This window comes from Streptococcus sp. DD04, assembly GCF_001578725.1.
Taxonomy (GTDB): Bacteria; Bacillota; Bacilli; order Lactobacillales; family Streptococcaceae; genus Streptococcus; species Streptococcus sinensis.
In genome coordinates this window covers 75,905-88,585 of sequence record NZ_KQ968978.1, presented here as the reverse complement: position 1 = coordinate 88,585, position 12,681 = coordinate 75,905, and the positions used below count along the sequence as shown (strand labels likewise).

Sequence of the window (12,681 nt, the reverse complement as noted above, 5' to 3'; positions counted from 1 at the left end):
TCTTTTATATTTAGTAGTAAGAGCATTCTCAAGCCCAATATTGTACTTGACTATGTCCCTGCAAATGCAACAAACAAACTGATTATTTCACCACGATATTAACTAGTTTATTTAGCACACTAATCACTTTCACGACTTCTTTTCCGGCAATTTCAGATTTAATTTTCTCATCTGCCAGAGCGATTTCTTGCAGTTCCTCACGGCTCAGATCCTTGGCTACGACTAACTTAGCACGAACCTTACCCTTGATTTGGACTACGATTTCGACTTCTGCTTCAACCAGTTTGCTTTCATCATAAGTTGGCCAAGCTACATGGGAGATGCTCTCGTCTGTTTGAGCTACTGCCTGCCAGAGTTCTTCAGCCAAGTGCGGTGCAAAGGGCGCCAATAGTTGAACAAAGCCTTTAGCGTATTCGACATAGAGCTTTTCTTCCTTGTTGGCTGCGTTGACAAAGATCATGAGCTGGGCAATGGCTGTGTTAAACTTGAGCTCCTCAATCTGCTCTGTGACAGCCTTGACTGTTTCATGGTAGACCTTATCCAAGGCTCCGCTATTTTCAGAGACAAGCTCCTTAGAATTAAGTAGTCGATAAACCCGATCCAGAAACTTACGGCTGCCTTCTAACCCTTCCTCGCTCCAAGCGATGGATGCATCCAGCGGCCCCATGAACATTTCATAGACACGCAGTGTATCGGCACCATATTGCTCCACCACATCGTCTGGATTGACTACATTTTTCAAGGATTTAGACATCTTAGCAGGCGCTTGCTCCAGTTCTTCTCCAGTTTCGATGTTGAAGAAAGAACCATCGCGTTTTTCCACCTTATCAGTCGCCACTAGAGCACCGCGGCTGTCACGGTAGCTAGTCCCCAAGATCATTCCTTGGTTAAAGAGTTTTTGGAAAGGCTCTTTGGTCGGAACCACTCCGATATCATAGAGGAATTTATGCCAGAAGCGAGCGTAGAGGAGGTGGAGCACCGCATGCTCTGCGCCACCGATATAAATGTCAACTGGAAGCCAAGCCTTGAGCAGCTCTTCGTCTGCTAATTTCTCATTGTTGTGCGGGTCAATATAACGCAGGTAATACCAGCTGGAACCTGCCCATTGAGGCATGGTATTGGTTTCGCGGCGTCCTTTGACACCATCTTCCCGAGTCACTTCCAGCCAGTCAGTCAGATTGGCTAGAGGGCTTTCACCGGTACCAGAAGGACGGATATCCTTGGTTACAGGCAGGACAAGTGGAAGTTCATTTTCAGGAACAGCCGTTGAAGTGCCATCTTCCCAATGAATGATGGGAATTGGCTCACCCCAGTAGCGCTGACGGCTAAAGAGCCAGTCGCGCAGTCGATAGGTGACTTTTTCATTTCCGACACCTTCTGCTTCCAGCCAAGCAACCATCTTGTCAATCGCGGTAGCCTTGTCCAAGCCATTTAGGAAGCCAGAGTTAATATGCGGACCGTCCTCTGTATAAGCAGCGTCAGCAACATTGCCACCCTCTAGAACCGGAATAATCTCTAAATCAAACTGCTTAGCAAACTCCCAGTCGCGCTCGTCGTGTGCAGGAACAGCCATGATGGCACCAGTTCCATAGCTAGCAAGTACATAGTCGGCAATCCAGATTGGGATTTCCTTGCCATTGACAGGATTGATGGCATAAGCTCCTGTCCAGACACCAGTCTTCTCCTTAGCCAAATCAGTCCGAGCAAGGTCGGATTTGAGGCTGGCAGCGTGTTTGTAGTCTGCAACTGCTTGGGCTTGTTCTGCACTTGTAATGGCATCGACGAGAGCATGCTCCGGAGCCAAAACAGCATAGGTCGCACCAAAAAGGGTGTCCGGACGAGTCGTAAAGACTGTGAAGTCCCTGTCTGTGTCCTTAATCTTGAAGGTTACATTGGCACCGGTTGACTTGCCAATCCAGTTGCGCTGCATATCCTTGATAGATTCTGGCCAGTCCAGCTCCTCCAAGTCATTGAGTAAACGCTCTGCATAGGCTGTGATTTTCAGCATCCATTGGCGCATTGGTTTGCGGACAACTGGATAGCCACCGCGCTCAGATGTTCCGTCTGGCAGAACTTCCTCATTGGCAATAGCCGTTCCCAGCTCTTCCACCCAGTTTACTGGCACCTTAGCTTCATAAGCCAGACCTTTTTCATAAAGCTTGGTGAAAATCCACTGGGTCCACTTGTAGTAGTTAGGATCTGTTGTATTGACCTCCCGATCCCAGTCGTAAGAAAAACCAAGCGCATTGATTTGGCGTTTGAAGTTAGCAATGTTTTCTGCTGTAAAGTCAGCTGGGTCATTCCCTGTATCCATAGCGTATTGCTCAGCTGGCAGACCAAAGGCATCCCAGCCCATTGGGTGAAGGACATTATAGCCCTGAGCCCGCTTGTAGCGGCTGAGGATATCTGTCGCCGTGTAGCCCTCAGGATGTCCTACATGGAGCCCCGCTCCTGATGGGTAAGGAAACATGTCCAGCGCATAAAAGTTAGGCTTGTCCTTGTCCGTACCTGTCTTGAATGTGTGATGCTCAGCCCAGTATTTCTGCCACTTAGGCTCGATTTCTTTGTGATTGTAAGTTGCCATAATCATTTACTCTCCAACGATCTTTTCCGTGTTCTAGCCACGTTTCTATCTATTATACCATTTTCAAGGGATTTTGAAAGGCGCCGAAGAAAGGGAATTGATAAAATCTTTGATAATTTACCTTGACTTATCCTCAAAAACCGATAGAATAAATTTAAAATCAAGTTAAAAAGGAAGAGGTATGAAGATGAGAAAGACTTTGTTTCAGATTATTGAGCCCCATCAACAGGAAAGTTTTATTGAAGAAGCCTATGATATTTTTATGATCTTTGTCATCCTCAGCAGCTTAATCCCACTGACTAGCAAAAGTCACTCAGGAATCTTCATGTGGATTGATATTGTGTCAACGATTATTTTTATTATTGACTACATACTTCGGCTTGTAACCGCGGATTATAAATTGCAAAAAGGAAAAATTTCTTTTCTGCTTTATCCTTTTACTTTTCTGGCCTTAGCGGATTTACTCTGTATTCTGCCGTCCCTCTTTTTATTAAATAACAGCCTGCGACTTTTTAAGATTTTGCGGATGCTTCGTACTTTGCGTATTTTTAAATTTTTCCGTTATTCTAAGAACATCCAGATCATGACCAACGTCTTAAAAAAACAGAAAGACAATCTGATTATTGTAGGAATTTTAGCGCTTAGCTATATCTTTATTTCTGCCCTTATCATGTTTAATGTAGAGCCCAGCACCTTCCCTAACTTTTTTGACGCCCTCTACTGGGCAACCATCTCCTTAACGACTGTTGGCTATGGTGATATTTACGCAGTTTCAACGACTGGAAAAATTATTACTATGATTTCCTCCTTTTTAGGAATCGCCATTGTGGCTCTGCCCGCTGGTATCATCACGGCCGGCTATATGAAAGAAATCAAAGAACTATAAAAACCTGTTCGGGAAGGCCGTTTAAGCCGTTCCTGAACAGGTTTTTTAATGAATTATCAGGTTGATTCTTAAAGAATTTTACCAAATCACAACCCGCTCTTCTGGACTCCGCCACATACCGTCGCCTTCTTTGACATCAAAGGTCGTAAAGAAGTCATCAAAGTTGGGCAGCTGGACATTGGTCCGGAGCTTGGCTGGGGCATGAACATCCACACTAGCCAACATCTGCATGAACTCCGGCCGTGCTTTCATCCGCCAGATGCGGGCAAAGTTAGTAAAGAATTCCTCAGCAGAGAAATCCGTTTCCTTCTTAGCTGCCTCTAAAGCTGCGGCAATACCACCTAGGTCGGCGATATTTTCAGATACGGTCAGCTTGCCATTAACTTTGGCTCCGTAAGAATCCTGACCTTCGAACTGGTCGATAACCTTTTGCGTCCGTTCTGTGAAAGCCTCATAGTCTTCTGGTTTCCACCAGTCCTTCAGACTTCCGTGTTCGTCAAATGAAGCTCCATTTGAATCAAAGGCATGAGAAATTTCATGGGCAATCACCGCACCGATTCCACCGTAGTTAGCTGATGAGGATTGATGCAAATCATAAAACGGCGCTTGGAGAATGGCTGCTGGAAAAACAATCTGATTTTGCTGCGGGTCATAGTAGGCGTTGACCAGATGGGCCGGCATGTGCCACTCACTGCGATCCACTTCCTGATTCCACTTGCTCCACGTATGCGCAATGGAAATTTTTGCTAAGTTTCGAGCATTCTCCACCAAGCTCAATTTTTCATCAATTACTTTTTTCGCATAAGTTTCTGGCAATTTTTCTGGATAGCCGATATGTGGCGTGATGACATTGAGCTTAACGATAGCCTTATCGCGTGTCACCTTAGCCAGCCAGTCTGCTGTCGTCAAACGCAACTTATAAACCTCAATCATGGCGGCCACTTTATGCTCTACATCTGCTTTTGCTTCAGGGGAAAATTTCTGACCAGCATACCAAAGACCGAGAGCTTGATTATATGGTCCTTGAGCTAGTGTCAAGGCTGCTTTCTCTTTCGGCCGTGGCTCCGGCACACCTGAGATGGTCCGAGCATAGCTACCAGACAGGACACGGAGTTCCTCAGTCAGATAGGATGTCCAAGCACCAGCCGCCGATAATTTCAACCCCGCATGGATAGCAGGCCAGTTCTTTTCAGAATAGTATTCTGCTGCAAATTCTTTCCAGAAGCGCTCCTGAGGTACAATGACTTTGTCTGGCAACTGACCTAGAATCTGTGTAAAGATAGCGTTCAAAGGCAGTTCTGGCGTCAGCTCAACAAAATCAGCCCAGTCATAAGGATGATAAAGTTTGGCATATTCTGACATTTCTTCATTTGATAGGACATACTTGGCTAGCTTGGCATCTAATTCCAAATACTTATCCAAAATATCCTTCGTTTCCTCTGCTGAAAAGCCAAATTTAGGTAGAAGTTCTTCCTGCATCTTGCGCCAGGCGGCCAGAAGTTCCGGCCCTTTTTCATTTCCTTCTTCATAGTAGGTCGTATCTGGCAGAATGATGCCAGGCGCATCTGCCCAGAGAACATTCATTTGAGCATTCATAAAGTCTGGAGCAACATCAAATCGTAAAAAATTCGGTTTGCCAGCTAGCATATACTCCGCACTCTTGCCTGCAAATTCCGCAAAAGAGCTCAGCGCTTTATACTCTTCCACAAGTGGCATAGCAGGTGCTACACCAGCCTTCTCACGCGCCTCAAAATCAGCTACCAGACGGTGATACTTGACAAAGTTCTGCAAAATAGGATCATCCGGAAGTTCCTGACCTTTGAGCCATTTATCTGTCGTTTCCAGCATCAGTTTTTCAATATCCTGATCCAAATCCATAAACCCGCCAGTCATTGGCTTATCATCGGGAATAACTGCTGTCTCAGCCCATTTCCCGTTAACATAGTCATAAAAATCATCTTGTAAACGTGTCATTATGTTCTCGCTTTCATGCTTTTAATATAACCTTATCAAAATTAGGATATATTTTCAAATCTTTCGTGAATTAAATTAAATTTTCTATAAATTAACTTGACTTAACATTATTTTTAAGTTATATTAATATTGTGGAGGTGAAAGAAATGATTCGAATTGAAAATCTAAGTGTCAGCTATCAAGATACTCTAGCACTCCAATCTCTATCTTTAAATATAAAAGGTCCTACTATCACTGGTATTTTGGGACCAAATGGGGCAGGTAAGTCTACCCTGATCAAGGCCATGCTGGGCATTATTGACCATGAGGGCCAGACCTATCTTAACGAAGAACCCCTAAATCAGCAGCTAGCCCGTATTGCCTATGTCGAGCAAAAAGCACAAATCGATTACAATTTCCCTATCAAAGTCAAGGAATGCGTTTCTTTAGGACTTTATCCGACAATCAAACTCTTCCAACGACTTAAAAAGAGCGATTGGCAAAAAGTCACTCAGGCTCTCAAAGTCGTCGGTCTGGAAGAATTTGCCGAGCGCCAGATCAGCCAGCTGTCAGGTGGGCAGTTCCAGCGGGTTCTGATTGCGAGATGCCTAGTCCAGAAAGCCGACTATATCTTTCTGGATGAACCCTTTGTCGGCATTGACACCGTCAGTGAAGAGATTATTATGTCCACCCTGCGGAAACTGAAAGACCAGGGCAAGACCATCTTGATTATCCACCATGACCTAAGCAAGGTGACGACCTATTTCGACCAGATTCTCTTGCTTAATAGAGAGCTCGTGGCCTTTGGTCCAACGGAAACCACCTTTAATCAGACTAACATGGAAAAAGCTTATGGTTCTCAACTGTTTATGAAGGGAGGCCAATAAGATGATTCAAGAATTTATCCACGGCTTGCAGGACTTCCACTTCCTGCAAAATGCCCTGATCACAGCCATTGTTATCGGGATTGTCGCTGGCGCCGTCGGCTGCTTTATCATTCTGCGGGGTATGTCCCTGATGGGAGATGCCATTTCCCACGCGGTGCTGCCTGGCGTAGCCCTATCCTATATTTTAGGGATTAACTTCTTTATCGGTGCTATCACTTTTGGTCTGCTCGCTTCGGTCATCATTACCTATATCAAGGGCAATTCTATCATCAAGAGCGATACGGCTATCGGCATCACCTTCTCCTCCTTCCTAGCGCTAGGGGTCATTCTGATAGGCGTCGCCAATAGCTCGACCGACCTTTTCCATATTCTTTTCGGGAATATCTTGGCGGTTCAAGATATAGATATGTGGATTAGTATTGGTGTTGGAATTTTGGTACTCTTGGTCATAGCTATCTTTTTCAGACAATTGCTACTGACTTCTTTTGATCCAATTCTGGCTCAATCGATGGGTATGCCAGTCAACTTCTACCACTATCTGCTGATGATTCTCTTGACTTTGGTGGCTGTGACGGCCATGCAGAGCGTGGGCACCATTCTGATTGTGGCTCTCTTGATTACACCAGCGGCCACTGCCTATCTCTATGCCAAGAGCCTCAAGACCATGATTGTACTATCCTCCTGTCTGGGAGCGCTGGCTTCTGTCCTGGGCCTCTTTATCGGCTATACTTTCAATGTCGCAGCAGGATCCAGTATTGTCCTGACCTCTGCTCTCATCTTTGTTATTTCCTTCTTTATTGCGCCCAAGCAGCGCTATTTGAAGATAAAAAATAAAACACAATAAATTCTAAGGAGTTTTTTATGAAAAAATTGACTTTTCTCGCTTTGATTTTCCTAACGGCCATCGGCCTCTTTGCCTGTTCCGGTCAGAAGAATTCGTCCAGTGACTCTTCCAAGCTCAAGGTCGTCGCAACTAATTCGATCATTGCGGATATTACTAAAAATATCGCCGGCGATAAGATTGACCTGCACAGCATTGTACCAGTCGGCAAAGACCCGCACGAATACGAACCCCTGCCTGAAGATGTCAAAAAGACCTCTCAAGCTGATCTTATCTTTTACAATGGTATCAACCTAGAAACCGGCGGCAATGCTTGGTTTACCAAGTTGGTCAAAAATGCCAACAAAGAAGAAAACAAGGACTACTATGCAGTCAGTGATGGCGTTGAAGTGATTTACCTTGAAGGCCAAAGTGAAAAGGGCAAAGAAGACCCCCATGCTTGGCTCAACTTAGAAAATGGCATCATCTATGCGCAAAACATTGCCAAGCGCTTGATTGAAAAAGACCCTGACAACAAGGACACGTACGAGAAAAACCTCAAAGCTTATGTAAAAAAACTGACCGCTTTGGACAAGGAAGCCAAAGAAAAATTCAACAATATCCCAGAAGAAAAGAAAATGATTGTGACCAGCGAAGGCTGCTTCAAGTACTTCTCCAAGGCCTACAATGTACCATCAGCCTACATCTGGGAAATCAACACTGAAGAAGAAGGTACCCCAGACCAAATTAAAACCTTGGTTGAAAAACTGCGTAAGACGAAAGTCCCATCTCTCTTTGTGGAATCAAGTGTTGACGAGCGTCCGATGAAGACCGTTTCTAAAGACACCAATATCCCAATCTACGCCAAAATCTTTACTGACTCTGTTGCGGAAGAAGGAGAAGAAGGCGACAGCTACTACAGCATGATGAAGTACAATCTGGATAAAATTTCCGAAGGATTGGCAAAATAATACATGAGAGGTTAGGAAGACAAGATCCTAACCTCTTTATTTATAGAGACTGAGCTTCAAATGGAGACGCTCTCAAATTTCCGGTCAAATTATTCGAAAAAAATCGCCATTCGCAGTACAATGAAGCTATTAAACACGAATGGAGACTTCCTATGACAACTTTTCTCGGAAATCCTGTAACCTTTACTGGAAAGCAACTGCAAGTCGGCGACACAGCCCGCGATTTTAGCCTGACAGCAACCGACCTTTCAAAGAAAACCCTGGCTGACTTTGCTGGTAAAAAGAAAGTCCTGAGCATCATCCCATCTATCGATACTGGTGTCTGCTCGACTCAGACTCGCCGTTTCAACCAAGAACTCTCTGACTTGGATAATACCGTTGTCATCACGGTTTCAGTTGATCTGCCTTTTGCCCAAAGCAAGTGGTGTGCTGCGGAAGGCATTGAAAATGCTGTCATGCTGTCTGACTACTTCGATCATTCTTTCGGCCGCGACTACGCTGTCCTCATCAATGAATGGCACCTTTTAGCCCGTGCAGTTCTAGTTCTGGACGAAAACAACACTGTAACCTACGCTGAGTATGTGGACAACATCAACACCGAGCCAGACTTCGAGGCAGCCATTGCAGCAGTTAAAAGCTTAGGATAGTCGAAAAGCGCGAAATTCTTTGCGCTTTTTATTGTAAAAAGAGAAGTTCCAGTTAGAACTTCTCTGACGAATCGTGGAATTAATTTTTCCGTTTTTTCAATAATCCAACAAAGCCAGAAATTGCTGCTGCAACTCCCGCAAGAGTCAGAACTGCCACATTCTTTTCACCCGTTTCAGGCAAGCTTTTTGCTTGGCCGACTGGTGCAATGCGATGAGCACGGACGCTGTTGGCCACTGGCTGTGTCACAGCTTTATGCTCAACCGTTTGCACCGGCTTAGCCGTCGGTTTATTATCAATAGTTGTGACTGGCTTATCTGACGGTTTAGTCGGTTGTGTACTATCCGTTGGTTTTGGTGGAGTGATCAAGGTGTAATAGTGCGTTATAATAACATCACCACTAGCACCTTTGTCAACACTGATTTTCCCCTTCAAACTATTCACATAAACATATCCCCCAATTACTTTAGGAACTGTTGGAGCTTCTCCGTTTATATAAGTCTCTACAGGAATAATTTCCTTACCAGTAGTCTTATCCTTATATGTAATATAAACTTTTTGTTTCGGAGTGATTGGCTGTTCAGGATTAGTTGGAGAAACTGGAGTAGTTGGTTTCTCCTGTGATTTAATCAAGCCTACTAAAGCCTTATTTAGATTTTGTGTATCTGCTCTATAAATAAGAATAGTTTCCACTAACTTATCACTAGCAAGATTGGTATCTACTGTAGTAGACTGATTTGCTAACAATGAGCCATAGTCTTTAAGATAACTAGAAAGATTTCCTTTGCGCTTGCCTCCTGAAGCAAGTTCAGTTTCATAAACTTTATCATAAGATTCAGCAGTATACTTTTTAGTATCAAGCTGATTTGCTTTCGTTAAGACGTCTTTTAATCCATCCCATGCTTTTTGAAGTTCCTCATGTTTAGTATTGGAATCATAACTCTTAGATGATCTTACATCATCTTTTTCATATTGGATTCCGTATTGTGAAAAGTGAGTTACTTTAAATGTAACTTGATTGAACTGTTGATTCCATTCGAATGGAAGTTCCTCTACAGCACCAGTTTCTGGCAAGAAGTAGAAAATCTTAGTCACTTTACGGCTTGGATCAACAGGTAATGTCACAGTTGCTTCACCAGAAATCTGTTTGAACTGACCATTCTTATCAACAGTCTTAATATCATACAAATCAACGTTAGCCGGTTGGTGAGTTGCTGGCAATTTTGCCAAGGTTTCATTATCTGTTACAATGGCTGTTTTAATGGCAGTAATAGTCTGGACATCAGCATTTATCAAAGCAACTTGAATAGTAGTATCTTCATTTGTCACAACCTTATAATTAGCCGAACCTTTGTCCGTGGATTTTATTGGATAAGCCTTGACAAAGACGCCAGAAAAATCAGATACTCCTGTGACAATAAACTCATCCTCTACTTTCACAGGTGATAATTTAGTGAGAGTGCCAGTAAGCGGCAAGTAATAGAAGTATTCAACGCCCTCATTATTTGAAACAAAACTACTGTTGTCGATTCTAACTTCAGCATTTACTACATTAACAATATTTCCGCTCTTATCTATTGGAATAATCTTTTCTATATTAAGATTTCGATTCAATAACTCTTTCGGTAGGCGTCCCAACGATGAATAGACACCGTCTCTAGAAATGCCACTCACTCTAGCTACATCATCACCAGACAGGAGAACATTATTTAATGATTTTTTAGCATTGCTAAATGTGATGACTGATTCCGGCAACTCATCTAGACTGAGAGAGGTCCCATCTTTATAGGACACTTGTACTTTTACCAGGCGATAAGTTCCAAGATATTTTTCATCTTCGCCATAATAAACAATAGTATTGCTGTTATAACCACCTTCATAATATTCCTCTACTTTTTTAGTGATTTCGTCATAAACATACTTTTTACTTGGAGAAAAAGAAACGTCTTGCTTTTCATTTTTATCATTTTGATATGTTAGCTGAAAAGTTTCTACTTGCTCTACAGGCACATTCTCAAGACTAGCTGAGATAAATTTTGATTGTCCTTGATAAACAATTGTTGGTTGCTTACTAATAACAAGTCTAGGTTCAACATAGTTAGGGTTGATAACTTGGAAAATGTGAGCATAGTTAGCTAAAATAGAGTAATCTTTACCATTCTTATTAATGTGGGGCCAAGGATAATTATTTAGTTGATAGAGTCCAGACATGTTTGCTGTGACTTCATATTCTATCGTTTCGGTAGTTTGATTTACTTCTTTAGAACGACTTAGATTACTGTGGTCATTTACCGTATAATCCTTAACCTTCTCCACACCATTCCGAATAACAGTTTGAAGATCTTTACCTGACCCTCTACGTATAAGATTTTGTGATAGAAAACCACCAATAAAATCCTCTTTAATCTTATAGGTGTAAATAATCTTATCACCAACATTGACTTTTACCAATGGCACATAAGTAATAAATACATATTTACCACTCTCATCACTCACTAGATCATCATAAAAACCAGCCTGATCTAAAATCTTTTTCTTCCCATCTTTGGAAACAATAGTCACACCAACTAATTCAGCTGGAGTATATCTTTTGTCACTGATAGCCACCGTTGGAGAAAGATGAGCAAGCTTATCAAGGTTAGCTTGGCTAATGTCCTGTATTTTTTTCACTACCCAAGCATTATTTTCATAATCTTCTCTATAATAACCACTCTCTTGCTCAAGAGAGAAAGAGGCTTTCCCTTTTTCAGAGGATTCTAAATTAAAGCGGACGTAGGAACGTCCAGTCAATATTTCGTTCCATCCGCCTTCTTTTTCTTCTCGTATTTCATTCTGAAGATAAGCTGAAGTTGTATACTCATTACCATTAATCTGTGTCTTGAGATTTAACTGAACATTATAACTGACATTGACGGTATTATCAAAATAGATAGTATAAGTGAATTTTTCATCCTGATCTACTGTGGTTTTATTAACCTTTACCTCAACGATGTTACCTTCAACAAACTGACCTTCGCTGACTTTAAACTCTGGCAACTTAGAAATTTTTTTACGACTATCTTCATCCAAAAGCATGGACTTATTTTCCAAATTAAGCACTTCTAATTCCAGCTTGTATTTACCAACTTCATTAAAATAGTTGTGGATGCTAGCTTCGTAGGTATAGCCCTTGATAACAGGCGGTGTACTAGGATCTATTGCATACCCACCTGCTGCACCTTTTCCACCCCCAATACCGTTAGGATAGCGATTAGGTACTTGCTTCCCATTTTCATCAATATACTTGACGTTGCTGTAATCGTAGATAGCCTGGCGTTCAACAACCTGAGTACTAACTTTCTTATCCCCAGTTTCAACATTTGTAAAAATAGATTTTAAAATAAAAGGTTGCACAAATTCATTAAAGCTCACTTTAACCGTTACGTTTTCATTTAATTTCAAATCTTGATTATCAACGGTGATATCTTTAATAGAAGGAATATCTTCTTCAGTTTCAACAACAAGATCTTTCTTTGGTGAATTTCCTGACGTTTCCCCTGACGCTGTTTGCTTACTCTTTTCTGGCACTGCGGGCTGGCTAGGTTCTGATACTGGCTCCACCGGCTGATTAGTTTCGCTAGATGGAGTTGTTGAAGCAGCTGCATCTGCTGGTTCACTTGCTGGCGTCTCGCTGTCTGCTGACACTGGGCTGGCAGGATTTTCGGCTGGCAATTCAGCTGCGCCGGCTTTTGGACCATCCACTAGCTCGGCTGATGGAGCTGGTACAGCATCATCAGCGTGGACAAGGGATGTTCCCACCATGCCGACTGTCACAGTTGCGAGACCGGCCAGAGCTAATTTCTCCAATTTAGCTTCTTTTTTGGCTGCGTGTTTAAAACGTTTTTTTCTTGACATCTTAAATCTCCTAAAATTTTTATGATATACCAATACTATTG

Annotated in this window: 8 protein-coding genes; 5 read left to right on the top strand and 3 right to left on the bottom strand. The window is 42.6% G+C overall.

All coding sequences use genetic code 11. The features are described 5' to 3' along the window. Window positions 1-82: 82 nt before the first annotated feature. Window positions 83-2,584, bottom strand: a complete 2,502-nt coding sequence (gene leuS, locus STRDD04_RS05520; RefSeq protein ID WP_062200582.1) for a leucine--tRNA ligase — start codon at window positions 2,582-2,584, stop codon at window positions 83-85. Window positions 2,585-2,771: 187 nt separating this feature from the next. Between leuS and STRDD04_RS05515 the strand changes: the two genes are divergently transcribed. Then, window positions 2,772-3,470, top strand: a complete 699-nt coding sequence (locus tag STRDD04_RS05515) for an ion transporter (RefSeq protein ID WP_062200580.1) — start codon at window positions 2,772-2,774, stop codon at window positions 3,468-3,470. Between the two features lie 78 nt (window positions 3,471-3,548). Here STRDD04_RS05515 and STRDD04_RS05510 read toward each other — a convergent pair whose 3' ends face one another. Further along, complete coding sequence (locus tag STRDD04_RS05510; RefSeq protein WP_062200045.1) at window positions 3,549-5,444, bottom strand: M13 family metallopeptidase; 1,896 nt, start codon at window positions 5,442-5,444, stop codon at window positions 3,549-3,551. A 146-nt stretch (window positions 5,445-5,590) separates the two neighbouring features. Between STRDD04_RS05510 and STRDD04_RS05505 the strand changes: the two genes are divergently transcribed. The 4 genes from STRDD04_RS05505 to tpx all read left to right on the top strand — a co-directional run bounded on the left by STRDD04_RS05505 (window position 5,591) and on the right by tpx (window position 8,748). Further along, a complete protein-coding gene (locus STRDD04_RS05505; RefSeq protein WP_037616190.1) occupies window positions 5,591-6,310 on the top strand; it encodes a metal ABC transporter ATP-binding protein in 720 nt (239 codons plus the stop codon). A gap of 1 nt (window position 6,311) precedes the next feature. After that, on the top strand, window positions 6,312-7,154 hold the full coding sequence (locus tag STRDD04_RS05500) for a metal ABC transporter permease (RefSeq protein ID WP_037616192.1): 843 nt from the start codon (window positions 6,312-6,314) through the stop codon (window positions 7,152-7,154). 17 nt (window positions 7,155-7,171) lie between these two features. Then, on the top strand, window positions 7,172-8,101 hold the full coding sequence (gene ssaB / locus STRDD04_RS05495) for a metal ABC transporter substrate-binding lipoprotein/adhesin SsaB (RefSeq protein ID WP_062200044.1): 930 nt from the start codon (window positions 7,172-7,174) through the stop codon (window positions 8,099-8,101). A gap of 152 nt (window positions 8,102-8,253) precedes the next feature. Beyond that, complete coding sequence (gene tpx / locus STRDD04_RS05490) at window positions 8,254-8,748, top strand: thiol peroxidase (protein ID WP_062200042.1); 495 nt, start codon at window positions 8,254-8,256, stop codon at window positions 8,746-8,748. A gap of 79 nt (window positions 8,749-8,827) precedes the next feature. Here the strand turns inward: tpx and STRDD04_RS05485 are convergent, their stop codons facing one another. Continuing rightward, window positions 8,828-12,640, bottom strand: coding sequence for an LPXTG cell wall anchor domain-containing protein (locus STRDD04_RS05485; protein WP_062200040.1), 3,813 nt, complete (start codon window positions 12,638-12,640; stop codon window positions 8,828-8,830). Window positions 12,641-12,681 lie beyond the last annotated feature (41 nt).

Excerpts from the sequence above, each read along its gene's own strand:
- ssaB (WP_062200044.1), top strand. The coding sequence starts at position 7,172 with ATGAAAAAATTGACTTTTCTCGCTTTGATTTTCCTAACGGCCATCGGC.
- STRDD04_RS05510 (WP_062200045.1), bottom strand. The coding sequence starts at position 5,444 with ATGACACGTTTACAAGATGATTTTTATGACTATGTTAACGGGAAATGG.
- STRDD04_RS05485 (WP_062200040.1), bottom strand. The coding sequence starts at position 12,640 with ATGTCAAGAAAAAAACGTTTTAAACACGCAGCCAAAAAAGAAGCTAAA.
- STRDD04_RS05515 (WP_062200580.1), top strand. The coding sequence starts at position 2,772 with ATGAGAAAGACTTTGTTTCAGATTATTGAGCCCCATCAACAGGAAAGT.
- leuS (WP_062200582.1), bottom strand. The coding sequence starts at position 2,584 with ATGGCAACTTACAATCACAAAGAAATCGAGCCTAAGTGGCAGAAATAC.
- tpx (WP_062200042.1), top strand. The coding sequence starts at position 8,254 with ATGACAACTTTTCTCGGAAATCCTGTAACCTTTACTGGAAAGCAACTG.
- STRDD04_RS05500 (WP_037616192.1), top strand. The coding sequence starts at position 6,312 with ATGATTCAAGAATTTATCCACGGCTTGCAGGACTTCCACTTCCTGCAA.
- STRDD04_RS05505 (WP_037616190.1), top strand. The coding sequence starts at position 5,591 with ATGATTCGAATTGAAAATCTAAGTGTCAGCTATCAAGATACTCTAGCA.